This window comes from Nocardia arthritidis NBRC 100137, assembly GCF_001612765.1.
GTDB classification, from domain to species: Bacteria; Actinomycetota; Actinomycetes; order Mycobacteriales; family Mycobacteriaceae; genus Nocardia; species Nocardia arthritidis.
In genome coordinates this window covers 62,117-85,268 of the sequence record NZ_BDBB01000020.1, presented here as the reverse complement: position 1 = coordinate 85,268, position 23,152 = coordinate 62,117, and the positions used below count along the sequence as shown (strand labels likewise).

Below are 23,152 nucleotides of genomic sequence, written 5' to 3'. Positions count from 1 at the left end.
CTGCGCCGGATTGCTTCCTCATGGCAGCAGACAGCGGAAAGCCACAGTGAATCCTTTCGGGTCGTTGACGTCTCTTATAGTCGGCACGACCACTCAGCCGGAAAGGCAGAGGTCGTGAGGTGAGCAGCACGCAGAACGCAGTCCAAGGCACCCGGCTGCTCCCACCGCAGCACAGCCTCGACCCCCGCCCGTCCGCAACCATAAGGAGCCGACATCGTCATCTTCGACTCCGACGGCGTGGGACGGACCCCAGCCGGGTCCTCGGCCGTTTCGACCGTCCCGCAACTCTCGGATCAGGCCTCTGGCCTGGTCCGGGCTCTCCACCTGAACCGACCCACCGTGGTGGGCTATTCCCTCGGAGGATTCGTCGCGCAACGCATGGCCGTGGACCATCCCGATGACGTCGGCGCGCTGATCCTGATGGGTACCGGCCCCGGTGGATCACAGCAGGTGCTGCCAGACCTGCCCGGTCTGGTCCGGGGCATGCCGGCATTCGACCCGCTTGTGCCTGCCGACCAAGTCATCCCACTGTATTTCAGCGGCCATCCCGATGCTCTGGCTGCGTGGAGTCGACGAACAGCTCTGCGCCCCGACCGGGTCGGGGTGAACCTGATCGGCCTCAACCGTCAACGCGCCGCGATGACCGGCTGGCTCATCGACCCCGCCACCAACGTCGTCAGCAGCCTGCCCGCCCTGCGGCTGCCCACCCTCATCTTGGGCGCTGAAAACGACGAGCAAGAACCCGTTGCCAACTCCAGCGTGCTACACAGTTACATCAACGGTTCGGAATTGCTGATCTACCCCGGGCTCAGCCACGCGTTCCCCTTCCAAGCACCAGAGCGTGTCGCGGAAGACATCGCCCGGTTCGCTCGGTAGCAGCCCCAACAGCGGCGGCATGAGCACCAGGCTGCGCGGCGCAGCGCCGCATGACGCCGCCCTCCGGATGTAGCCCGGCCCGGCTCCGCGAACGTGCCGCCGTGTCCACCCCCTTCCGTGGCACCGACCTTCTCGGTGTATCCCCGGAAGCGGGCGACGCAGGGGTTCCCGCATCTGGATCGTCCCGCGTCTAGCGCTACCGGCAGCCGTTGGATCGGTGGCTCAGGCCTCGAACAGCTCGGCTTCCTGGTGCGGCGGTCGCCGTGCTCCTGAGCCCGGTCGCGGCAGAGCCACATTCGCAAGTCTCCTGCCGACGCGCTGCGCTGTCGATGCAGGGATCGGCAGTGGCTCGTCAGATGTCGCTCTACGCTGAGTGCGTGGTCACCATCATCGGCGGAGGAATCGCAGGGACGGCTCTCGCCGGAGCTCTTGGAGGCGAGGGCATTCCGGCCCGGGTATACGAAAGTCAGCCATCGGTCGGCGCTGGTGCGTTCCTGGTGCTGGACGACCGTGCGCACGCCGCGCTGACCGGCCTCGGCGTGCCCGCCGACCGGCTGGACGAGGTCGCTCATCCAGTGGATGCCCTGCGGTTCGAATACCGTCCGCGCGAAGCGCGTTTCGGGCCGAGCCGCGGTCATCGGCTGTACCTGCGCGCCGAACTCATGTCGGTGCTGACCGAATTCGCCGCTGCTACCGCGTCGGAATTCCGTTACGGCACTGCGGTCACCGATGTCGACCAGGGTGTGCTCTACAGCGGCGCTACCCGGCTGCCGACCGACGACGTCGTCATCGCGGCCGACGGCATCGACTCCCTCGCCCGCCGCCGGATCGAACCGGAGCGAACACCCGAGTACGCCGGGCAGATTGTGTTCTACGGCCGTACCGAGCGTGCCCAAGCGTTGCGCACGAAGAGCACGGTGCTGCATTTCGACGGCCGGATCGGTGCGGACGGCCGCCCGGCGGGCGCGTTCGGCCACTTCTGGGACGAAGGGCTTTCCGTCTGGTTCGCCAGAGTCACCCGCCCGCCGCTTCCCGCCGAGAACATCGGCTTCCATCCGGTAGCGGAGTGGGCGGAACTCATTCGAACGGTCGCGCCCGGCGTCTGCGACGTGGTAGATCTTCTGTTGGCCGAGACGGAGACCGTGCATGTCTCGAATGCGCGCAACGTCCCCTTCGCCGCCGCCGTCGCTCCACGGCTCCCGGTGATCCTGTGCGGCGACGCCGATCACGCCATCACACCCGCCGAAGGAGTCGGGGCGCGTGACGCGATCGAGGACGCGGCAGCCATCTTTCGCGCGCTGTCCACCGGCTCCTCCCCCGCGGATGCGATGGCGGCGCGGCGGCGGCAGATCGCCGCCGATCGGGAACGGGTAGTTCCGCCCTATCGCCGCACCGAGAACTAGGCAGCGCCTTCGCCGCTCGAGTACGCGTTCTGCAGCGGATTCACACCACCCTTCGGCTCGGGGTCCGACCATGGAGGCGCGGCGGCCACCTACTGCCGCGGCCGGTCTGCCGGGTCAGTTCCGCTTCAGCGGCCCGACATTCAGCGACCCGCTCGCAGCAGCCGGCAACTGCCTCTCCGCCGCCCGGTGCGACAACCCGGCCAGCCTGCGGAAGTCGGTGAGTCGCTCTGGCGACACAAAGGATTCGCGGCCTCGCAGCGCGCGGAGCCGCGCCTATGCTGAGTCCCCTCGCAGCAGGATCAGGATTCGCCGCGGGTGATCCAGTCGATGAGATCGTTCTCGACCTCGTCGCGGTTGAGCTCGTTGAGAATCTCGTGGCGGGCGTTCGGATAGATCCGGTAGGTGATGTCGGTCAGACCGGCATCACGGTAACGCTGGACTTGAAGGTCACTCAGCCGCAGCTTGTCGTTGAGTGGGTCGGCGTCCCCGACCATCACGTAAAGAGGCAGATCGCTACGAATTCCCCTAGGTTCCGCCAGCCGCTCGGTAGCGACGGTGGCCAGCAGCGACATGTTGGCGGGGTCGAGTTCGAATCCGCACCACGGGTGGGCCAGGTAGGCGTCGACCTGAGCTTCGTCGCGGCTCAGCCAGTCGGCGGACGTGCGCGTCGGCTCGAAGTCCCGGTTGAACAAGGCCAGCAGGTCACCCCGAGCGGCGGCGATGTTCGCGAACAACTCGTCGACGGCTGTCGTGCCACACAGCACGACCTCGTCGACGAGATGGGCGTGGTCGAGTAGGTACTGCTGGACGGCGAACGAGCCGAGACTGTGCCCGAACAGGATCACCGGAAGCCCTGGGTGCTTGTCGCGCAGGATCGCTGTCAGCGTGGCCATATCCTCGACCAGCAGATTCCACCCGTCGTCGCCGAGATCGCCGGGGGCGCCCGTCATACTGTGGCCGTGGCCGCGGTGGTCGTTGGCGTAGACGACGAACCCCCGGCCGACCAATCGTTCGGCGAGATGACTGTAGCGCCCGGCATATTCGCCCATGCCATGCGCTATTTGGACGACGCCGCGGGCTGCGCTCGCGGAGGGAAGCCACTCGTGTACATGGATGGTTGTGCCGTCACTGCCGGCGAAGGTGGACATCGATACTCCTGTGGATCCGCTCGTGTGAAAAAGAGCATGTGTGGCGCGGGACCGAGGCTGGCGAAATCGTCGCACCCGCGGTCGCGCCCACCCATGGACACACGAACAACATCGCCCGCGAACTGTTGTTCCCTGGAACAGTCAGACCCTCGGTAAGCTGCGGAGATGTCGAAAACAACGCCTCCACGGGCGATCGTCGACGTCGCCGCGATCCTGCTCGAGCGCATCGATGACCTGGGGTTGCGCCTGGCTCAGCGCTTCGTCGCCGAACTCGACACCTATCGCAACCAGACCCAAGTGCCGTTCGAGACGATCCACACCTCCTGCACCCGCAATCTCACCCTCATGGTGCGCCACTTCACCTGCACCGCACCGCTGGATCCCGAACCGCCCAAGGAAACCGGGCGACTGCGCGCCCGACAAGGCGTGCCACTGGCGGAAACCCTGCATGCCTTCCGCATCGGGTTCGAATTCCTGTGGTCGGAACTGGTCGCCGAAGCCCGCCGACATCCCTCGGTCACCGACGCGATGCTGGTCGACCTGGCCGCGGAAGTATGGGCGCTCTCGGGCGAGTACTCCGTCGCCGTCGCCGCCGCCTACCGGGAGATGAGTTCGGAACTGATGCTCCAGCGTGAGCATGAGCGCTCGGTACTCGTAGAAGCGTTGTTCACCGGAGTCATCGCCGACCCTGCCACCCTAGGCGAAGCCACCCGAATCCTCGGACTGCCGCCTACGGGACGCTATGTGGTGGTAGCAGCTGACGTACCCGCCGCAGGTCGCGAAGCACTGCCGGGGATCGAGATCGCGCTGCGCGGCGCGCAGATCACTTCTGCCTGGCGGCTGCTGCCCGACCAGCAAATCGGTGTTCTGTCTGTGCCCGAGCACCTGGAAGATTCGGCGATCCGCACACTTCGCAAGTCTCGTGCGCGCGTCGGTATGAGCCCGCCCTACGAGGCACTCACCGACACGCCACAAGCGCTGCGTTTCGCCCGCCTCGCAGTGAGTGGGCTGGGAACACGCGCCTTCGGCGTCGCGCGATTCGACGACAACCCCCTCGCGATGCTCATGGCGGCAGCGCCCGCCGAAGCCGAACGAATGGTCCGCCTCAGGCTCGGTCCGCTGCTCGCGCTGCCATACGAGGAACGGACCCGACTGCTGGACACGCTCGAAACCTGGTTCGACGCGGGTGGTTCCGCCGCGCGGACCGGTGAACGCCTCTACCTGCACGCGAACTCCGTGCGGTACCGGTTGCGGCGAATCGAGGAACTGACCGGCCGATCGCTGACGAATCCCGCGGCAGTTCGCGATCTCGGCGCCGCGCTCGAAGCACTGCCGGTGCTCGCGACACGACCACTGTGACACCGCCGGGCCCCCGCCAAGACCCCGTCGACCGGCCCGATTCGGCGCAGCTCTCCCCTGCACCGCACAAGGCGCGGGTGAGCTGCACGATCCGGGATGCGGGACGCATCCGGTCGGCGACCAGTCGGGTACCAGTGCCGAGGCGACCAGCGGTCAGGACCGCATGCCAGATCGACGGAGACCATTCGAACGAAAACCATAGTATCGCCGCACCATTCGCTCATAGATCGGCCCCGGGACCAGCCTGCGCGACCAGGATGACAAGCGGACGTCCCGGCCATACAGATAGCACTCCCGTGGCCGGTCCGCTGCCAGGATCGCCGCAACATTCCGGGCTACCGCGGCAGTGGGCTGCCCCGCGGCCAGATAACCGCGCACCCGGTTCGGTACGGCAGCGCGGTCGTGGTCGTACGCGGAGATCGGGGTGGACACCCGAACCGCGATCCGTTCCACAGCCGCCTTGGTGGCCGAATACCAGCTACCGTACGGCTCGGCGATGGCGCCCGCTCCCGAACTCACGACGATCACCCGGCCCTTGCCCTGTTCGCGCAGCAACGGCAGCACTGCTCGCAGTACGCGGTGTGCCCAGTGGAGGTAGGTGACGACGTTGAGACCGGGTACCGGTCCGCCTACCGACGATGAGTACGCAGTTGATACCGGCGCTCGGCGTACGCCATGTCGTCACGCCACAGCCGCGTCGCGGCGTGAGTCATCAGCGGGCGCAGCACCGGCAGGACTCGGCGCGCGTGCCGGAACCCCTGCCGCTCCGAGTTCGCGATCACGGCCTCGATCACCGCGGTGCGCGCTCGGCCGTCGGGGCCGGGACCTATCGGGGTCGCGTGGGTTTCGATGACGCTTCCGGTGCCTTCGCCGGAGACGATTCGCATGACGATGGTGCGCGGATCCGGGCAGGTGAACTCGGCCTCGACCGGCACCCCGAGCCGGCGGGTCACGCGGAAGGTCACGGTGAGCAGGAACCGATGATTCTCCTCGATGATGTCGTGCCGCGGCGGGGCCTGCGTCACCTCCAGGTGGGTGAACGAGTATGGATGCAACCAGGAGCCGTGCCAAGGATCGAGTCGATTCGCGATGATGTCGCGGGGCTCGCATACGCCAGTCAAGCGCGTCACCGCGTGCACGGTGGTGTCAGCGGGGCGGGGGCCGATGATCGGCGTGTCGGTGGGTGGCTGCTCGCCGATAGCGTCCAACCGCACCCAGGCCAGCACGCCGTCGTCGTAACTGGGGTATGGACACCATCGGGCGGATCCGGTCGCTTCTACTCGCAGACCATGCCATCGGCAGATCAGTGCGGAGTCATCGACCTGCGCCTCGGCAAGGGGTGCTCCCAGATGCGGACACGCTCCAGGACCGACGTGCAGGACGTTCCGTTCGTCACGCCAGGCCACGAGTTCGATCCCGCCGATGGTCGTGCTCAGCGGACGGTCGCGACCGATACTGCGACTGGCGGCGAAGGTGTACCAGTTACCCGAGGGCCGCTGTTGTGACCATCGAAGTGCGGCCGCGATCAGACCGGGGTCGGCATCCCCGTGGGTCGGCCGCTGGCGAGACCATTCTTCCGGTGAGAACAGCTGTAGCGGAATGTTTTTCGGCCATCTGCCGAACTCGGCGCGGCCACTCATCGCGTCCCCTTGCGAGTGGCGAGCGTGCGCAGGATCGCCGATCGGCCCTGGCTCGGGACCGTCTGCAACTCGTGCCCTGCGCCGGCCCACTGACGAACCAGCGTGTTTGCCGCGATCCAGCCGGTGGTCGCGGCGCGTTCCATCAGGGCCACCGGCAGGTCGACGCGTATGCCGTCGCCGGCCAGGACCAATCGGGGGTGCGGAGTCGAGACAACCGGCCGTCGAGCGAAGTCTCCAGGGGCGAACCGTGGGCAATCCTGCCGCCACAGCATGTTCTCCCCCACGATGCGGGCGTCGGCGGTCTCGGGATAGATATGGTGCAGCCGGGTGAGCAGCCGGTCTCGCACCTCGTCACGCGCCGCGGCTCCCGGTATCTCATCCGCGACGGCGTAGGCGTGCAATTCGATGACGCTTCCACCGCTACCGCGTGCCCAGACCGCCGCTTGCTTCTCGTACCTGTCCACCACGCTGATGTTGTCGAGCGGATCCAGGTTTCCGGTGCCGAGGAAGCTCGGGCGGTCGGCGCGCACCGGCTGATCCAGCCACAGACGGTGCACCGCGAAGGACGGCGCGACACCCATTCGGGCTACCTGTGCACGCCATGGCGTATCGCCGAGCGTGGGGGACGCGGCGACGATCCGGCGCAACCCGGTGATATCGACGGCCAGGACCACCGCGTCGGCGGTCATCTCGGCGTCGGTGTCGTCGACCAGTCTGAAGCCGGTCGGGTCGTCGGTGTCGATGCGATTGATGGACACGCCCGTGTGGAAGTGAACCGTGCCCGGCCGCTCGGGCACTTGCGGCGCGGTGAGATAGTCCGCGAGCGGTGTCCACAGACTGACATCGAAATTGTCCTCGGCCACATCGAAGAGCAAGCCTTCGCTGGAACCCAGGAAATAGATGTGGAACATCATGGCCAACTCCGCGGCGGACATGTGCTGGGGTGCGACGAAGAAGCTGCGCGAGAAGACGTCGAAGGCGAGGTGGCGGGCCGCGTCGGGAAAGTTGACGCGACGCAGAAACGTTTCCGCATCCAGGTGATCGATCCGGTGGTAGATGTCCGGGACCGACACCGCGGCCAGCGGCGCGGCAGCGCGCGGGTCCATACGAAACAGATCACGCACTCGAAAGGTCGGGCTGCGCACAGCGAAGGCGAGGGCGTTCCAAGGCGGGGTGGTCGGAAGATCGCGGAAGCTGTCGCAGCGGCCCTCGGCATCGATGAGCGGGTAGTCATCGATGCGGTGCAGCCTGCGCAACCGCGGATCGGCGCGGGCCAGCAGCTTCCGCAGGTTGTAGTACTGCGCGAAGAAGGCGTGGAAGCCACGATTCATTCCGACCGCGCTACGGTCGGGAAGCTGTTCGGTCCAGCCGCCGACACGCCCACCCAGGTACCGTTCGCGTTCGATGACCTCGACGTGAAATCCCCTTTCGGCCAACCCCGTCGCGGCCGCCAGGCCCGCGATCCCGGCACCGACGACAACGGCCCGCGGGCGCCGGCCGCCACGGCCGACGTCCAGGTACCCCGCGGCTGCGGGATAGTGCACGCGCCGGGGATCCCCGCCGCGCCGAGAAGCCGAGGCATCCAGTCTCATCGCCGCACATCTCTCTGCCGCTGCCGGGTTCGCTCCCAGCCCAGGAGCACCGAGGTCACCAAGACGAAACCGAACAAGAAGTCCTCCACCGGGATATCCCAGGGGAATCGGAGCCCGAGGATGTGGTCCGGGTTGTACCGCACGATCGGCGCGTCGAGCCTGGTCAACCACCCATCGACGAGAATTTGAAACCCCAGGACGATCATCATCGTCAACCAGTAGCCAGGTCGCCGGAACAGCCCGGTCCGCAACAGCGCGCACTCGACCAGACACACCGCCACGACCGCCACGACGGCGGGCAGCGTGTACCCCCAACCCACCGAGTTCATCGTCGCAGCCCTTTCACCGCGCTTCTGCTGCCGCGGCGGCGGCTCGCACCCAGCAGCGTTTCGACCGCGACGTAGGTCAGCACTCCGCACAGCGGAACAACGAGGAAGAACAGCAGCTCCTCCAACGGAATCGCCCCGGGCAAGAACACGCCCAGCACATAGCGGGGGTTGAAATCCCACACACCGGCGGCAATCGCCACCAGGTCCCAGACCACGAACAGCGTGACCACGGGCAGCAGGGCGCCGAGCAGCAGCCGCGGCCTGCGGTAGACACCCGGACCGAGGAACTCCAGCGGAGCGGTCAGCGCCAGGCAGGCGACGAGAACAAGGAGATAACGCCAATGGTCCATACCAATACCTCACGTGTGTTCGCGCGGATCGGCGGAATCGAGCGATATGGCGGAATCGTCCGGCGTGACGCTCGAAGCGCTCGGCTGCGGCGTTCTCGCTGATCGCCGTACCCACCACGCTCGCAGCTGGCCCGCCGCGCCGACCTGTAGTCGGCGACCGGTTCCGACTCTGGCCCGTCGTCCGAACACTTCGAAGTCCGCCACTTCGATGCGGTCGAGTATCTCTGCGTACAGCGTCGCTGCGGTCGTCACGCATGGTCGCGAGCGAGGCGCGAGCAATTCGATCCCCTGAAGCGCGTAATCGTAGATCTTCCTGGTGATCGCGTGTTGTGCCGCCAACGCGCGACGTACTCGCGGCTCGCCTCGGCGATGTCGGCTGCACCACAACAGCAACTCCCGGTCCACACCGTGTGCGGCCAGCTCGTCAGCGGGCAGATAGACGCGGTTACGAGCCAGGTCCTCGTCGACATCACGCAGGAAGTTCGTCAGCTGGAATGCCTTGCCGAGGGCGGCGGCGTACGGCGCGGCTGCCACCGGGTCCGTGGTGCCCAGCACCGGCAGCAGCTGTAGCCCGATCACCTCCGCCGAACCGTAGACGTAGCTATCCAGCGCGGCGCGGTCCGGATAGTCGGTGACGGAAAGATCCATACGCATCGAGGCCAGGAACGCACTGAACAGAGCATTCGGTATCCGGTATGTCTCGGCGGTGTGCAGCACTGCGGCCAGTACCGGATCACCACCGGTGTCCCCCGCTTCGAACTGCCGTGCCAGCCTGTCCAATCGCGCAGCACGGTCGGCCGTTGACGAATACGGGTCGAATTCGTCAAGGATATCGTCGGCGCGCCGCGCGAATCCGTACAGCGCGTGCACAGCGGGTCGCTGATCGGGTGCGAGCAACCGAGTGGCGAGAAAGAACGTCTTCCCCTCGCGAGCATTGAGTTCGCGGCAGATCCGATACGACTGCCGCAGTCCCTGGTCCGTGATCCCGGCGGCGTCGAGTTCCGTGCGCATCATGGCCACCTCCTCAGCAGAACGAATGGCGGGTTTCGGCGGGCACAAGAGATCGAGACTTCACGCTGGCGTCGGTGGCTGAACACGTCCGGCGGACGCAGCGGTTCGTAGCCCGCAACGGTTGTCATTTTTCGCCCCCTGCCCTCGAATGCCATTCCTGGATGGCGGGTGCGGATACCCCGCGCCGAGGACCGGGAGCCACTTCGATCAATGCAGCCGCGACGGCGTCGAAGGGGGACCGATTCGCGATTTCCAACGCCAACCGGTTCGCCGCGTCACGGAAGCTGCCGGACTCCAGCACTGTGTCGACCGCCGCTGTGATGGCAGCGGGCCGCGGCCGGGCGGTGCCGAGGTCTATGCCCGCGCCGACGTATGCCACGCGGGCCGCGGTTTCAGGCTTGTCCGCAGTATCGCCCGCGACGACCAACGGCACTCCGTAGCGCAGCGCTTCGTTCACGCCGCCGTAGCCACCGTTGGTGATCATCACGTCGACCTGTGGCAAAAGCCGGTCATAAGGGATGAAATCGGCGGCATATGCGTTCGCGGGCAAAGCTCCGATCGGCGTGCGCGAGCCACCGGTACACGCGACGACCAGTAGATCGGGGCGCTGGCTCAGCGCCGACAGAGACGGACGGAGCAACTGATCGAAACACCGATTGTCCCATGTGCCCTGCGTGACATGGACAATCTTTCTCGCATCATCCGAAGCGGGCCACCAGCTCGGCATGGCGACATCCATGGCGACAGGAGTCGGAATCGGTCCAACGAAGACCACCGACGGCGGCAGATCGTGTCGCGGATATTCGAATCCGGGCACAGTGAACTGCAGTATTCGATCGGCAAGCAGGGGCCAATCGAGCAGAAAGGCCGGCGCGGGCCCCAGGTCGAGCGCGCGCAGGATCACCTCGAGCTTCGCTTGGACGCCACGAAACAGCACCTGCTGCACAAACCGGTTCATGGCCGTGTAATCACGACCCACTCGCGGTTGCCAACCGATCCCGAACGGTGGGCAGTCCGCGCTGGACAACATCAACGGAACGACGCCGCAGGCTATCACGGGCGGACGTTCTCGCTGCGACAAGAGCAGCGGAATGGCCCCGGTGAACATCACATCGACCAGAACGCCATCGAAGTCCATGCGATCCAGCTCAGCGCATAGTGCACGGTACTGCGCTGGGATCGGGGCGAGAAAAGCGGACTGCAACTCCGCCCGCCCGGTTCGCCACCGCCGAAGCAGATCAGAGGCCCTGCCACGCGGTAGTGCAGCGGGTGCGACCTCCGCATCCCGAGGTAGCGCCGAGAATTCGACACCCCGCGTTCGAGTGGATGCGCCGAACTCCGCTCCGGTAAGCAAGCGCACCTGATCTCCACGCCGTCTCAGGTCAGCCGCGACGGCCTGCATGGGCGCCACATGCCCGGATATCGGACTCGCTGCCAAGAGGTATCGAGCCATGCCCAGATTCCTTCGCTGATCTCTCCAACATCGCAATGGTTCGGAGCGTGGCCGCTGTATCAAGTCGTCGGCTCGATATCGCCGACTCGCGCCCCATATTTTTCCTGCCGGGCAGTTGTCGGGGGTTGAACGCGAAAACAATCGGGTGCTCACCCTGTGTGCATCCGGATCAATTGTCTCAAATTTCTGCGGGACGTCGGACTGAACGCGCAGAAGACACGCCGATCCGGGTCGGGTGTCTCGATCGGGGCCAGCGGGCGTGGTCGAGCGACTTGTCGACAGCGGTATGGCCGCCCGGATGCGGCCTCGAGCGCCGGTGGCTCGAGGCGCACGCCGCGCCGAGCGGACGGCCGACCGCTACGGATCCCTGGTGGGTGTGGCGGTGGAACCGGTCGGGGTGGTCACGGCGTCCGCGTTCTCCTGCGCCGCGCTGGACGCCGCCCCGCAATCACCGCGCCGAGCGTGCACTGCGCTCCGAACGCCGCAGCGGTGTTATTCGCATTCCGCATGGTCGAGCTCGGCGTCGACGGTGACTGGTCGCCGTTGCCGCCGGATCAGCGATGGAGCTGAGATATCAAGAGATGGACCGGTCTTCGGTCCTGACCGATCAGCTCCTGACCAGTATCCATGCCAGACGTTACAGTGATTCTCCTAACGCAACGACTGATGTAACACCGACTGCCGGTGACCCGACAAACCGGACATGTCTTTCAATCGCAAACAGTCGCAACGATTTTCGGCTCGAACCGGTGTCATCGCAGCGGTGACCGCCGCCGGAATGGCCGGGTTCGCAGCGCCATCCACCGCCATACCGCATGACCCAGGCTTTCCGTTCTCGCCGACCCTGACGCGCCTGGTGCCGACCAGCTGCGCCGCGATCATCGACGCGGTCACCGTGCGACAGGAGAAGGCCGGAACGTTCGGCGTACGGGTGAACGTCACCCAGACCGGGGAAAGCTGCTCGGACTGGAAGGTCGCTGTGCGCTTCAAGAACCTCGATACCGGATACGCTGACGGGCAACAGCACCGCGTCGTGAACGGTGTCGTCCAAGACACGATGGACGGCGTGATCGTCGGTTTCGGCACGGCGCCGGGCGTCGGCCGGGTGGAGGCCCGAATCGTCGCGCTGGACTCGAACAACAGGGAGATGGAGCAGATCTCGGGGACGGCGACGTTCACACTGAGCTGAGCGAAGGTGCCGCCCCCAAGTGACCCCCGGGCACGGCACGCTGTTCACCGCCATCCGTCAACTCCTCTGCCACACCGGCTGATTCGGTGAGCCGAACGCCGCGGCGAACGCCTTCTCCAACTCGGTGACGAGCCGTTCAGCGGTGCTCGAGCGGGGCCGATGTCACAGCTGGGTGCCATTTACCACCAGTGTCACGTCGATGTTGCCGCGCGTGGCGTTGGAGTATGGGCAGACCTGGTGGGCCGTCTCTACCAGTCCGACTGCCTGCTCGCCGGTGACCGACGGCAGCGAGATCCGCAGCTCGACGCCGAGTTCGAATCGGCCGCCGTCGATAGGGATCAACGCGACCGAAGAGTCGATTTCCGCGTCGTCGGCGCGGAGCTCGTTGCGCTGCCCAACGAGGGCGAGCGTGGTTCCGAAGCAGGCGGCGTACCCGATCGCGAAGAGCTGCTCCGGGTTGGTACCCGCACCGTCACCACCCAATTCCTTGGGTTGGCGCAGATCGAGGTCCAGCTGTCCGTCGGACGTGCGCCCGTGACCATTCCGGCCTCCGTCCACACGCGCCTGCGCCCGGTAAAGCACCTTTGTCATCAAACTCTCCTTCTCTGTTACTGCCTTATGAATTTTGCACTTCAAAAACAGGAAGTCAATAGCTAGGCTCAGGAACCTGGCGACGATCAGGAGGTGACATGACCAGGCTGGAGATCGGCTATCTGATGCCGACGCGCGATCAGACTGTGCGAGGCGAACACGAACCAGGACGGCTCGCCGTGCAGGCGCGGCGGGCTGAAGAGCTGGGACTGGACTCGGTGTGGGCGGGAGAGAGTCCGGTGACCAGGCCGCGCGCGGATCCGCTGCTGTTGCTGGCAGCCGTGGCCCAGGCCACCGAGCGGGTCACGCTCGGCACTGCGGTACTGCTGCCAGCGCTGCGCCATCCGATCCTGCTGGCACATCAACTCGCCACACTGGACCGGCTATCGAACGGGCGGTTGATCGCGGGCATGGGCGGCGGGTTCCCCAACCCGAATACCGAGGCCCAATTCGCCGCGCTCAGCATCGATTTCGCCCGACGCATCGGCCGTATGCAGGAGTCGATCGACATCATGCGGCGACTCTGGTCGGGCACAGCGGTGTCTTACCAGGGCAAGCACTTCACTTTCGAAGACGTCCGGCTCGCCCCTCCACCGACGCGCCCGGACGGCCCGCCGATATGGCTGGCCGGCAGCGGAGGACCGGCGCTGCAGCGCGTAGCCCGCCACGCCGACGGCTGGCTGCCCTACCCGACCGAGGCACGGACATATGCGGCCGAGCGGGGACTTATCGAGCAGACGGCAACGCGCTCGGTCACCCCCGCCCTGTACGCGACGCTTTGCCTGGACGAGGACCAGGACAAGGCGCGCGAACGCCTGCGGACCAGCATCGAGCGGTACTACAACGCGCCACTCGAGTTGATCGCATCGATCCAGGCGGTGTTCGCCGGGACCGCACGTCAAGCCGCGGACTGGTTGTCCGGCTACGTCGCGGCCGGCGCACGCCATCTCGTCATCCGCCTGGCCACCGACGACCACGACGAGGGCCTGGAGGAATTCGCCGACCAGGTGCTACCCCTCCTTCGTTAGGAGCATTCACTGTGACCACCTTCGTTCTCGTCCACGGCGCCTGGCACGGCCCGTGGGCCTGGGAGCGTGTCGCCCCGCTGCTGCAAGCCGCCGGGGCGCACACCCTCACCCCGGATCTCAGCTCAGTCGGGGATTACGGTCTACACGATCACGCCGCCATCGTCGCCGCCACCCTGGACGCAGCGCCGGATGACGAGCTTGTGCTGGTCGGACACAGTTACTCGGGCCTGGTCGTCCGGGAGGCGGCCGACCTGCGGCCCGATGCCGTCGGCCACATCGTCCTCGTGGACGGCTGGGCGGGGGCAGACGGCGCCAGCATGTTCAGCCTGGCGCCCGACCCGTTCGTGCAGACCATCCGCGCGGCGGCCGAATCGCGGGGAGACGGATGGCAGATCCCGGCTCCACCCCCGGCGGCGTTCGGCATCGTCGACACCGACCACGCGGACTGGCTGGCTGCTCGCCTGCTCCCCCAGTCGTTGCGTACGTTCACCGAGGCCACCGACCTCAGCGGTGCGGTCGATCGGATTCCCGGCATCGCCATCTATTGCAGGCCCCAGACCTACCCGTTCGAACAATTCGGCGCGGCCCTCGGCTACCCGACGTTCGCGCTGGACGGCCCGCACAATGTGATGCTCACCCATCCTGAACCGCTCGCGCGAATGCTTCTCGAGCTCGTTCATAATTGGGAAGGGCGAAGTCTAGAGTGAGGAAGTGGACCAGCGAACCTACAACCAGTACTGCGCGACCGCGCGCACCCTCGACCTCGTCGGCGAGCGCTGGACCCTGCTGCTGATCCGCGAACTGCTGACGGGCCCCAAACGATTCGGCGATCTCCAGGCCAGCCTGCGCGGCCTCGGCACCGGACTACTCGCCGCCCGCCTGAAACACCTCGAACGCGAGGGACTCGCGCATAAGATCACGCTTCCACCGCCCGCCCGTACCCCGGCGTACGCCCTCACCGAGGCCGGCGAGGAACTCGGACCACCGATCCTGGGACTGGCCCGCTGGGGCCTGAAGTGGGCCATGGGCGAACGGCGCGAGACCGAGACGTTCCATCCGGGGTGGGCGGTGCTCGGCCTCCGGGCCTGCTTCGACGCCGAGGGCGCAGCAGGGCTACGCGCGGTGTACGAGTTCCGGATCGACGACGAGGTCTTCCACGCCCGGATCGAGGACGGGACGATCGAGGCGCTACACGGACCTGCCCAGCACCCCGACGCGACCATCACCATCAGCGAGGCGGCGTTCCTCGATGTCACCAGCCAGGGTCTGACCTTCGCCGACGCGATCGAGACCGGCGCCGCCTCCGTGTCCGGGGACAGCGCGGCTTTGCGCAGACTCGAGGGTCTGTTCCGGCTGCCGCCCCCACGCGACCGGAAAACGGACCAGCCCTCGTCCTGACCGCCAGAAGGTCGAACCGGCTGCCGCCTACCTTGACCGGACTCACGAACGTGACCCGTCTTGATGGAAAAGGCCGAGCACCTTGTTCTGAGGATCGAGGGCAGAGGTGCGATCGATCGGGATCCACACTCTCGGGTGCAGTGGTGCGCGTCACAAGGGGTTCATGTCATGTTTCGGCGTTCTGAGGTGTCTCGAGGGCATGACCCCACAAGGAACCCTCCACAACGTCGTTGTCATCGGCGGCGGCTACGCCGGAACACTCGCGGCCAACCATCTGCGGATGCGCACCGATACCGACATCACACTAGTCAATCCCCGCCCGGAGTTCGTCGATCGAGTCCGGCTGCATCAGTTCGTCGCCGGAACCGGCGACGCGATAGTCGACTACGGCACGCTGCTCGGCGAGGGCATCCGGTTGGTGGTCGACAGTGCCACGCGCATCGACACCGCCGCTCGTGCGGTGCGGCTGGCGTCGGGCCGTGCGCTGGACTACGACCACGTCATCTACGCGGTCGGCAGCACTGCGGCAATCCCGGCGGTGCCCGGCGCGGCCGAGTTCGCTTTCCCCATCGCCGAATTCGAGTTCGCGCAGCGGCTGCGCGCCAGACTGGATGAGCTGCCCCACGATGCCGTGGTCACCGTGGTCGGCGGCGGGCCGACCGGCATCGAGACGGCCGCCGAACTGGCCGAACAAGGACGCACCGTCACGCTGGTGTGCGGCGGAACCCTGAATCCGTCACTGAGTGTGCGGGGTCGCCGGTACGTCGCCAAGTGGCTGTCCCGCCACGGTGTCGCCGTGCTCGAGACCGACCGCGTGAGCGAGGTCCGGCCGGAGGCGATCGTCTTGACCGACGGTGCGGTGCGTCCGAGCGCGCTCACCATCTGGACCGCGGGTTTCGGCGTACCGGGGTTGGCCGCAGCGAGCGGGCTGCGGACCGACGCACTCGGTCGGCTGCTCACCGATGAGACGCTGACCAGCATCGACGACGATCGCATCGTCGCGACCGGCGATGCCGCCGCACCGTCGGGCCAACCGCTGCGGATGAGCGGCCAGGGTGCCGGGCCGCTCGGGGCACAAGCCGCCGACACCGTGCTCAGCCACATCGCCGGCACCGAACCCGCGGTGATCGACCTGGCCCTCACCGGGACGTGCATAAGCCTCGGGCGTCGCGTCGGCATCCGGCAGCTGGCCCGCAAGGACGACACCGCGGTGAACCTCTTTATCGGCGGCCGCGCTGGCGCCAGGATCAAGGAGTTGACCTGCAAGATCGGAATCGGCAAGATCCGCCGCGAGGCCCGCAAGCCGGGTTCGCTGCTCTGGCCCAAGGGCGGCCCGCGCCCCTCGCAGCCCAACTCCACCGCACCGGGGGGCATCTGCGCATGACGACCGACGAGCATGCCGAGCGGTTCACGCTGCTGCGGCCGCTGCTGTTCACGATCGCCTACGAAATCCTCGGCTCAGCCACCGAATCCGATGACGTGCTGCAGGACAGCTACCTGCGGTGGGCCGAGGTCGACCTGGCGACGGTGCGAGACACGAGGTCGTATCTGGCACGGCTGGTGACCCGGCAGGCGCTCAACGCGGTGCGGGCCGGCACGCGTCGTCGCGAGGACTACATCGGCCCGTGGTTGCCCGAACCGCTGCTGCTCGCCGAGAACGACGCCTCGGCGGATCTGGTGCTCGCCGAATCGGTGTCGATGGCGATGCTCGTCCTGCTGGAGACACTGAGTCCGGACGAACGCGCGGTGTTCGTCCTGCGGGAGGTATTCGGCTTCGAGTACGGCGAAATCGCCGCAGCGGTAGGCAAATCCGTGATGACGGTACGTCAGGTGGCCCACCGTGCCCGCTCACACGTGCGGGCGCGGCGAAAACGCTTTTCCCCCGTCGACGCAGCCGAGGTCGCGCAGATCACCCAGCAGTTCATGACAGCGGCGACCACCGGCGACACACAGGGCCTCCTCTCGCTGCTCGCTCCCGACGCCACCTGGACAGCCGACAGCGGCGGCAAGGCCACAGCAGCGCGCCTACCGGTAGTGGGCGCCGAGAAGGTGTCCGTGGCCCTCGTGAACATCTTCCACATGAGGCGGCGGGCATCGGACATGCGGATCGAGAGGGTCGACTACAACAACATGCCAGCGATAATCGCCTACAGCCGCGACCACCTGGAAGGCGTCTTCCTGATCGAGATTATCGACTGCAAGATCACCAACGTCTACGCCATCCGCAACCCGGACAAACTCGCCACCGTCACGGTTCCGCGCCGGATCAGCCGGTAATGAGCCGTGCCGTCCGGATGGCGTTCATCGGGTGCAGGGAACATGACGGAGGCAACACGGCACTGCCGTGGGTGATGATGGTGAATACTCCGCCGTGCATCGGTTCTGGCGGCTCGGCGGTGACAGCGGCGAGCCGGAGTCACCCGCAAGACCGATACCTCCGCGCAGGGCCTGCCACCGGGTGAAAGGCGGGCGAGGCAACCCGTTCAGTGTTGGCCGAAGGGGAGAGTCATCGGGTCGGCGACGCCCCGTCGCGCGGTTGCTGTTCACCCCCCAGTAGGCGGTTGACCGCGTTGCGAGCGCGGGTAAGAGCGTCCTCGCGGCGGAGAAGTTGGCGATCGTGATTCGCCTGAAGCACCATGGCATGCAGTTCGAAGACGAGCTGCTCGACATCTGTTTCTGACGGAAGCTCGCCCAGGCGACGGGCAAGTTCGACGTCGCGATGAAGCAGGGCATCGGCCCGCCCGACCGCGTCGGCGACCGCGTCTCGGACGGGTCCGGACCGGCCGTCGAGTTCGCTTGCGGCAGCGACGAAAAGGCATCCACCCTCGAATGTCTTCAGGTAGTCGATCCATAACGACATCAACGCCCGCAGTCGCGGGAGCCCGGCGGGCTCCCGCTCGGCGGGGAGCAGAACAGCACGTTCGAAGATCCGCGATGCGGCAGCGACGATCGAGAGTTGGAGTTCCTGCTTGGTGCCGAAGAGGGTCTGGATGCCGCTCTTGCTGGTGTGCAGAACCTCCGCCAAACGCCCGAGCGTAAGCCCCTCGAGACCTTCGACCGACGCGACATGCAACGCGCGATCGACTATCGCCGTGCGCCGTGCATCACCTGTTCGAGTCATGCGTACGATCGTATCGAACAATACGACCATACGCATTGACACATACGATCGTACGTTTTAGTGTCGGCGTATCCGATCTGAGGAGATCGCCATGACAACCCCATCGACGCCCCTGGACCTTTCCGCGATCACGCAGCGATATTTCGCCGCATGGGAGGCGCACGACGTCGACGCGATCGTCGCTCTGCATACTCCTGACTCGCAATTCCAAGCCCATGGCCGCGGTGCCGCAGTACATGGCCGCGACGCGCTGCGCGATGAGTTCACAAAAGTCTTCGAGCTCTATCCGGGGTTTGGTTTCGAGGAGCGGCGTGTGTTGTTCGGCAGCGGGCATTGGGTGCTGGACTGGACGTTGACCTTCCAGCGGCCCGCTGAAGATCGCCGGGGCGTCCACTGCCTCGACGTCGTCGAGGTAGCTTCCGACGGACTCGTCGCCCGCAAGGACACCTTCTTCGATTTCGCCGAGTTGAAGGCCGCGTTCGGGGGTGCGGCGTGACCGCACTCAGTCCGCCCACGCCATTGTTCGATCGGGCGTTGCTAGATGCGCTGCCGGTCGAGCACCTTTGCGATCTCAGCATCGACCTGGAGCCTGCCCGGCTGATTTCGACTCCGCTGGGCACCCGCATGACTTTTGTGACCAAAGGCGGTCGCTTCCACGGACCCGGCTTCAGGGGCGAAATGCTGCCCGGCGGTGGCGACTGGGTCTGGCTGGGAGCCGACGGGGTCAGTCGCATGGACGTTCGCGCGACCCTGCGCACCGACGACGGCGTCCTCATCCACTACGAGTCCCACGGCGTGCTCCGGTTCCCGCCCGACGGCCGGCAGCGTCTGGCCGACGGGCAGCGGCTGTCCGTGGACGAGAGCTACGTGCGACCCACACCGCGGTTCGAGACCTCCGACGAGCGCTATGCGTGGCTGTGCGGTCTGGTCGTGGTCGGCTACGGCGAATACGGCCAGGGCCGCATCGACCACCGGATGTATCGGATTCTCTAGCAGCGTTCCTACAGCGGACGTCCGCGGTGTGTGATGGAGCCTTTCCGATTGACAGACACGCGGATCGGCTACACCGGCATCGGGTCGGGCAGCTACTTCATGATCGCGGTGAGCAGGGACGTCCAAGGGCCCGCTGCGGGTAGGCCCTCGGCATCTATTGCCACTGCGGGGATTTCATGTTTGCGAGTCGCAGAGCAAACGGTTGAGGATGGCTGCATGTCGCATGCCCCGATATCTCTGCGTGAACTCCCTCGGCTACGCACCCGCCACATCGCGCAAATCGGTGGACTGATGCGCCCCGGCACGCACCGATCCCCCTTGCTGGAATTCGGCGAACGGTTCGTCGTCTCGCCGCCAGGATTTCCGACCATGCTGGTCACTTACGACATGGACGATGTGCGAGGACTGTTCGCCAACCACGACGACTTCTCGGTCGGGCAGGTGCTGAGCCGCTTCTCCAGCCACGACATGATGTTCGGCAAGCAAACGTTGATCTTCCTCGACGGTGACGAACACCGCCGCGAACGTCAACTGTTCGCGCCGCCGTTCCAGAGCAAGGCACTCCGGTCCTACGAAGATCTTATGGTGGAGGTGGTCCAGCGTGAGCTGCCGACCTGGCCTGTCGGTGAACCGTTCGAGTTTCTGAAGGTCGGCTACGATCTGGCCATCGGCGTGCTGCTCGGCGTCGTCTTCGGCGACGTGGCGCCGCCCCGCAAGGACCGGCTGAAACAGGCGGTGCGGCGGTGGTTCGGGGAAATAGAAAGCCGCGGTTTTCTCGCCGTCACCTTGCTCACCCCGTTCGTCGGTGGCTACACGTTGCCCTACCCGCCGCTCAGCCGTCGCCAGTCCGAGGTCGACGCCCTCATCATCGAGGAAATCGCCGCGCGCCGGTCCGCGCCCGGTGACACGAACGGCCGGAAAGATGTGCTGTCGCGGTATGTCGGCACCGAACTGGATCAGCACGACGACGCCGCACTGGCCCGGAATATGCGTGGCATCCTGCTGGGAGCCTACGAGACCACCGCGATCACGCTCGGCTGGATCGCCGCCATGCTGGCCGTCCACCCGGCAGCCATGGCCGAGCTCGACGCGGCGGTCGACGCAGGCGACTGCGCCCGGCTCGACACATACCTCGACGCCGTGGTCGCCGAAACGATGCGAATCCGCCCGGTGTCACCGTTCACCGGGCGGCGCGCACTGCGCGACACCGTGGTCAACGGAGTCCACGTCCCCAAGGGAGCCATCGTCATAGTCCCGATTCTCCTCATTCACGAATCACCACGGCATTATCCGGACCCGATGGTCTTCCGCCCTGAACGCTTCCTCGACGAGGCACCGAACGGCCGCACCTGGCTGACCTTCGGCGCCGGCGCGCATCGCTGTCTGGGTGCCCAATTCGCTTTGGCGGAAGCGCGCATCCTCTTCCGCACCATTCTCGAGCATCGTCGCATCGGTGCGGCCACCGGTCCCGTCGAACCGCCACGTCGCTATCACACCGGCCTCAGCCCCGCCCACAACGCCCGGATAACCCTACATCCCCGCTGATCAGACCCGCACCGCAGCAAAACTTTTCGCCCGCCGAAGATCCTGCTACGCCCTCCCACCGGTACCGGTCGTATCGCATGGTGGTGCGGCGGTCGGCGATACCGCGCGTATAGGCGATGCTGAAGCGGCGGCCGAAGCTGACATCGAACACGAATCAGGAGAAAGACATTGGGAAAGCTACACCGGCCCGGGCGTCCGGAGGATCTGCCGGATGCGCGGCTGCTGTGGGCGCGGTGGGCGGCAGTAGCGGTCGCTTCCTACGATCGCGATGCAGAGGGCGAGCCGCAGCAGCATCGGTCGGGATACTGGATCGACGATGACGGCCTGCACTGGGACGACTGCGGTTGCACCTGGTGGGTGCTCGAGTGGTTCGGCGACGGCCGTGCAGTGCTCGTCGGAGAGGACGAATCGAGCCAGGTCAAGTCGTACGAGCCCGCAATCGACCTGCTGGCCGGAGCGCCGGAATGGTTACCTCGGCACTACCTGCAGGACCTGATCGACGACTACATGGTCGGCTGTGTCTACTGGTTCGACGAGGGGGCCTGGCACCGGGCGCCCTACCCCGACGATCTGGCCGACGATGGGCTCGACTGTGGCATCTCGGCTCTGACGACACGGGCGGGTGCCGTCGGCGAAATCGCCGAACGGCTGGAGTTCGACAACACCGACACCGGTATGCCGGAGCTGTGTGACCAACTGCTCGATGACGCCGAACGTGGCGCTGTCACCGAGACCGTGCTTCGATCCTTCGCCGAGACGATGGTGCGGTTGCAGGCACAGCACTACCCCGAGGTCGATCCCCGGCCACGCACCGATAACGACCTCGCCGCCATGTTTGCACTGGCCGCGCGTGCCGGTCTCGACACGGCCACCTGGACCGGCGCGCTCGGCATCCGAAGCTGAACCGGCGGCCCCTGCCCGGCCATGCGACGCATAAATGTCCGACCTCCCGCTGGTCTCGCGGCCGCGCGGGCCTGGCTCGGGTGCTCAGTGGTTTCCTACTGAGGGAGAATATGGACGTGAGCGACGTAATCAGGAATAAGTTGAAACATCAGCTCGGCCTACCAACGGTCATGGCGACGACGGGTGCAGCGGCACTCGTCGGCTGCTAGTTCGATGTCGGAGCGGGAAGTGCCGGGACGGGAATCCTCGACAGGGCCCGGCGGGAAGAGGTTCGACGAGCTGTTGCGCAGGAAACCGGAAGAAGGAAGCAGGGCTGTGGAGACCCCCGGAGACGGCACGTCGAACGTCACCCGGCTACCGCGTCGTCCGCGGCGCGTGGCGGAAGAGGCCGGCGAGCGTCTCCACAAGACTTGGCGCTCGGATGGTGGATCCGTCTATGACCCTGCACCGACCAAGCCCGTACTGCGATCGGAACTGCAGCGGGAGACAGGGTGGTGGCCGGTCGACCCCGGCGCGGCGCGGCACCCCGCCCCGGTGGATGAGCGGGGCAGTACCGAGCCTGATGGGAATGTCGTCGATCTCGACGCGCTGCGGCGGAAACGAGCTGGTGACGATGCTCCGGCCGTTCGCATCCGGCGCGTGGTCAAACCACGGCGAATTGAAACAAGTGCAGGCGAGAGATCAGGCACCGAAGGTGAGCCCGACACTGGTCGCAGCGGTGATCCCGACTCTCCGCGGATGGACGGCCCTGCTGGGCCACGCTGACGCACCCACACACACCCGCCGGGAAACCGCACGCATCGCTTGAACTGGGGCGGGAACAGCTCATTTTCACCGCGGCTCTGGCCCCGCCGCACGCTTCAAGGATCCGCGCCGGATATTCGGGCCGTGGGCCCGATAAAGAACTGCCGGATGTGCGATGAACGGCTTGCCAGCGAGACCTTGGCTGGGTATCCGGGTCGGCGTCGCGCGCCCTGCGAAGACACGAAGACGACGTGCCGCACTGCAATCCTTCCTCCCTCAGTAGTCGCGCCGGCGATACGCACCGGGTCGACGTCCCCCGGTAGTACCACACTGCGACGGGGATCGATCACCGTCTGTTCGGCGAACGTGCCCAGGTCACCGTCGTCCAGCACCGCGTACCTGAGGTTTCCGTGCTGGTCGCGCACGCCGACGCGCGGCGGTCATCTCGGTGAACCCGCAGCCGCAGCTGTGAGGCCCGC

The 23,152-nt window shown here is 66.4% G+C and carries 23 protein-coding genes; 13 read left to right on the top strand and 10 right to left on the bottom strand.

From position 1 onward, the window contains the following. Window positions 1-213: 213 nt before the first annotated feature. Window positions 214-876 (top strand): alpha/beta fold hydrolase, encoded by a 663-nt coding sequence (locus NA8_RS16615; protein WP_084466856.1) that lies wholly within the window; start codon window positions 214-216, stop codon window positions 874-876. Between the two features lie 377 nt (window positions 877-1,253). Further along, window positions 1,254-2,279 carry an FAD-dependent oxidoreductase gene (locus tag NA8_RS16610; protein ID WP_157106740.1) on the top strand — a complete coding sequence of 342 codons (1,026 nt, stop codon included), beginning with the start codon at window positions 1,254-1,256 and terminating at the stop codon, window positions 2,277-2,279. A 299-nt stretch (window positions 2,280-2,578) separates the two neighbouring features. On the opposite strand, the gene NA8_RS16605 is transcribed toward NA8_RS16610, so the two are convergent. Beyond that, window positions 2,579-3,427: an alpha/beta hydrolase gene (locus tag NA8_RS16605; RefSeq protein ID WP_063051293.1), complete on the bottom strand. Its 849-nt coding sequence runs from the start codon at window positions 3,425-3,427 to the stop codon at window positions 2,579-2,581. Window positions 3,428-3,592: 165 nt separating this feature from the next. Between NA8_RS16605 and NA8_RS16600 the strand changes: the two genes are divergently transcribed. Next, the gene (locus NA8_RS16600; protein ID WP_063051292.1) at window positions 3,593-4,786 is read left to right on the top strand and encodes a PucR family transcriptional regulator; all 1,194 of its coding nucleotides are present in this window, start codon (window positions 3,593-3,595) and stop codon (window positions 4,784-4,786) included. A 153-nt stretch (window positions 4,787-4,939) separates the two neighbouring features. Here NA8_RS16600 and NA8_RS16595 read toward each other — a convergent pair whose 3' ends face one another. The 7 genes from NA8_RS16595 to NA8_RS16565 form a co-directional block, all read right to left on the bottom strand. Beyond that, a complete protein-coding gene (locus tag NA8_RS16595; protein WP_084466855.1) occupies window positions 4,940-5,359 on the bottom strand; it encodes an SDR family NAD(P)-dependent oxidoreductase in 420 nt (139 codons plus the stop codon). A gap of 56 nt (window positions 5,360-5,415) precedes the next feature. Continuing rightward, entirely contained in the window at window positions 5,416-6,426 is a 1,011-nt protein-coding gene (locus NA8_RS16590) for a Rieske (2Fe-2S) protein (RefSeq protein WP_063051290.1), read from the bottom strand. Next, the gene (locus tag NA8_RS16585) at window positions 6,423-8,018 is read right to left on the bottom strand and encodes an FAD-dependent oxidoreductase (RefSeq protein WP_063051289.1); all 1,596 of its coding nucleotides are present in this window, start codon (window positions 8,016-8,018) and stop codon (window positions 6,423-6,425) included. The genes NA8_RS16590 and NA8_RS16585 overlap by 4 nt, the downstream gene beginning before the upstream one ends. Beyond that, window positions 8,015-8,347 (bottom strand): lycopene cyclase domain-containing protein, encoded by a 333-nt coding sequence (locus NA8_RS16580; RefSeq protein ID WP_063051288.1) that lies wholly within the window; start codon window positions 8,345-8,347, stop codon window positions 8,015-8,017. The genes NA8_RS16585 and NA8_RS16580 overlap by 4 nt, the downstream gene beginning before the upstream one ends. Then, the gene (locus NA8_RS16575) at window positions 8,344-8,697 is read right to left on the bottom strand and encodes a lycopene cyclase domain-containing protein (protein ID WP_063051287.1); all 354 of its coding nucleotides are present in this window, start codon (window positions 8,695-8,697) and stop codon (window positions 8,344-8,346) included. Before NA8_RS16575 ends, NA8_RS16580 begins: the two co-directional genes overlap by 4 nt. A 9-nt stretch (window positions 8,698-8,706) precedes the next feature. After that, on the bottom strand, window positions 8,707-9,711 hold the full coding sequence (locus NA8_RS16570; protein WP_084466854.1) for a phytoene/squalene synthase family protein: 1,005 nt from the start codon (window positions 9,709-9,711) through the stop codon (window positions 8,707-8,709). A gap of 121 nt (window positions 9,712-9,832) precedes the next feature. Next, window positions 9,833-10,846 (bottom strand): glycosyltransferase, encoded by a 1,014-nt coding sequence (locus tag NA8_RS16565; RefSeq protein ID WP_245663869.1) that lies wholly within the window; start codon window positions 10,844-10,846, stop codon window positions 9,833-9,835. A gap of 1,171 nt (window positions 10,847-12,017) precedes the next feature. On the opposite strand from NA8_RS16565, the gene NA8_RS16560 reads away from it, so the two are divergent. After that, complete coding sequence (locus tag NA8_RS16560; protein ID WP_245663868.1) at window positions 12,018-12,350, top strand: hypothetical protein; 333 nt, start codon at window positions 12,018-12,020, stop codon at window positions 12,348-12,350. Window positions 12,351-12,512: 162 nt separating this feature from the next. Here the strand turns inward: NA8_RS16560 and NA8_RS16555 are convergent, their stop codons facing one another. Continuing rightward, complete coding sequence (locus tag NA8_RS16555; protein ID WP_063051286.1) at window positions 12,513-12,941, bottom strand: organic hydroperoxide resistance protein; 429 nt, start codon at window positions 12,939-12,941, stop codon at window positions 12,513-12,515. Window positions 12,942-13,039: 98 nt separating this feature from the next. On the opposite strand from NA8_RS16555, the gene NA8_RS16550 reads away from it, so the two are divergent. From NA8_RS16550 to sigJ, 5 genes are all read left to right on the top strand, one after another. Next, window positions 13,040-13,969, top strand: coding sequence for an LLM class flavin-dependent oxidoreductase (locus tag NA8_RS16550; RefSeq protein ID WP_063051285.1), 930 nt, complete (start codon window positions 13,040-13,042; stop codon window positions 13,967-13,969). Window positions 13,970-13,980: 11 nt separating this feature from the next. Then, complete coding sequence (locus NA8_RS16545) at window positions 13,981-14,676, top strand: alpha/beta fold hydrolase (RefSeq protein WP_063051284.1); 696 nt, start codon at window positions 13,981-13,983, stop codon at window positions 14,674-14,676. Window positions 14,677-14,680: 4 nt separating this feature from the next. Then, on the top strand, window positions 14,681-15,367 hold the full coding sequence (locus NA8_RS16540) for a winged helix-turn-helix transcriptional regulator (protein WP_063051283.1): 687 nt from the start codon (window positions 14,681-14,683) through the stop codon (window positions 15,365-15,367). A gap of 199 nt (window positions 15,368-15,566) precedes the next feature. Continuing rightward, the gene (locus tag NA8_RS16535; protein ID WP_063051282.1) at window positions 15,567-16,751 is read left to right on the top strand and encodes an NAD(P)/FAD-dependent oxidoreductase; all 1,185 of its coding nucleotides are present in this window, start codon (window positions 15,567-15,569) and stop codon (window positions 16,749-16,751) included. After that, complete coding sequence (gene sigJ / locus NA8_RS16530; RefSeq protein ID WP_063051281.1) at window positions 16,748-17,644, top strand: RNA polymerase sigma factor SigJ; 897 nt, start codon at window positions 16,748-16,750, stop codon at window positions 17,642-17,644. The genes NA8_RS16535 and sigJ overlap by 4 nt, the downstream gene beginning before the upstream one ends. Window positions 17,645-17,873: 229 nt before the next feature. Here the strand turns inward: sigJ and NA8_RS16525 are convergent, their stop codons facing one another. Further along, on the bottom strand, window positions 17,874-18,488 hold the full coding sequence (locus tag NA8_RS16525; protein WP_063051345.1) for a TetR/AcrR family transcriptional regulator: 615 nt from the start codon (window positions 18,486-18,488) through the stop codon (window positions 17,874-17,876). A gap of 91 nt (window positions 18,489-18,579) precedes the next feature. On the opposite strand from NA8_RS16525, the gene NA8_RS16520 reads away from it, so the two are divergent. The 4 genes from NA8_RS16520 (at window position 18,580) to NA8_RS16505 (ending at window position 21,929) form a co-directional block, all read left to right on the top strand. Further along, window positions 18,580-18,984 carry a nuclear transport factor 2 family protein gene (locus tag NA8_RS16520; protein WP_063051280.1) on the top strand — a complete coding sequence of 135 codons (405 nt, stop codon included), beginning with the start codon at window positions 18,580-18,582 and terminating at the stop codon, window positions 18,982-18,984. Beyond that, window positions 18,981-19,481, top strand: a complete 501-nt coding sequence (locus tag NA8_RS16515; protein ID WP_084466853.1) for a DUF3237 domain-containing protein — start codon at window positions 18,981-18,983, stop codon at window positions 19,479-19,481. Before NA8_RS16520 ends, NA8_RS16515 begins: the two co-directional genes overlap by 4 nt. Window positions 19,482-19,697: 216 nt before the next feature. After that, window positions 19,698-21,026, top strand: a complete 1,329-nt coding sequence (locus NA8_RS16510; RefSeq protein WP_063051279.1) for a cytochrome P450 — start codon at window positions 19,698-19,700, stop codon at window positions 21,024-21,026. Between the two features lie 168 nt (window positions 21,027-21,194). Then, entirely contained in the window at window positions 21,195-21,929 is a 735-nt protein-coding gene (locus NA8_RS16505) for a hypothetical protein (RefSeq protein ID WP_063051278.1), read from the top strand. The last annotated feature ends 1,223 nt before the right edge of the window (window positions 21,930-23,152 follow it).

Excerpts from the sequence above, each read along its gene's own strand:
- NA8_RS16590 (WP_063051290.1), bottom strand. The coding sequence starts at position 6,426 with ATGAGTGGCCGCGCCGAGTTCGGCAGATGGCCGAAAAACATTCCGCTA.
- sigJ (WP_063051281.1), top strand. The coding sequence starts at position 16,748 with ATGACGACCGACGAGCATGCCGAGCGGTTCACGCTGCTGCGGCCGCTG.
- NA8_RS16510 (WP_063051279.1), top strand. The coding sequence starts at position 19,698 with ATGTCGCATGCCCCGATATCTCTGCGTGAACTCCCTCGGCTACGCACC.
- NA8_RS16550 (WP_063051285.1), top strand. The coding sequence starts at position 13,040 with ATGACCAGGCTGGAGATCGGCTATCTGATGCCGACGCGCGATCAGACT.
- NA8_RS16580 (WP_063051288.1), bottom strand. The coding sequence starts at position 8,347 with ATGAACTCGGTGGGTTGGGGGTACACGCTGCCCGCCGTCGTGGCGGTC.
- NA8_RS16565 (WP_245663869.1), bottom strand. The coding sequence starts at position 10,846 with ATGGACTTCGATGGCGTTCTGGTCGATGTGATGTTCACCGGGGCCATT.
- NA8_RS16575 (WP_063051287.1), bottom strand. The coding sequence starts at position 8,697 with ATGGACCATTGGCGTTATCTCCTTGTTCTCGTCGCCTGCCTGGCGCTG.
- NA8_RS16525 (WP_063051345.1), bottom strand. The coding sequence starts at position 18,488 with ATGACTCGAACAGGTGATGCACGGCGCACGGCGATAGTCGATCGCGCG.
- NA8_RS16570 (WP_084466854.1), bottom strand. The coding sequence starts at position 9,711 with ATGATGCGCACGGAACTCGACGCCGCCGGGATCACGGACCAGGGACTG.
- NA8_RS16585 (WP_063051289.1), bottom strand. The coding sequence starts at position 8,018 with ATGAGACTGGATGCCTCGGCTTCTCGGCGCGGCGGGGATCCCCGGCGC.
- NA8_RS16605 (WP_063051293.1), bottom strand. The coding sequence starts at position 3,427 with ATGTCCACCTTCGCCGGCAGTGACGGCACAACCATCCATGTACACGAG.
- NA8_RS16535 (WP_063051282.1), top strand. The coding sequence starts at position 15,567 with ATGACCCCACAAGGAACCCTCCACAACGTCGTTGTCATCGGCGGCGGC.
- NA8_RS16555 (WP_063051286.1), bottom strand. The coding sequence starts at position 12,941 with ATGACAAAGGTGCTTTACCGGGCGCAGGCGCGTGTGGACGGAGGCCGG.
- NA8_RS16600 (WP_063051292.1), top strand. The coding sequence starts at position 3,593 with ATGTCGAAAACAACGCCTCCACGGGCGATCGTCGACGTCGCCGCGATC.
- NA8_RS16520 (WP_063051280.1), top strand. The coding sequence starts at position 18,580 with ATGACAACCCCATCGACGCCCCTGGACCTTTCCGCGATCACGCAGCGA.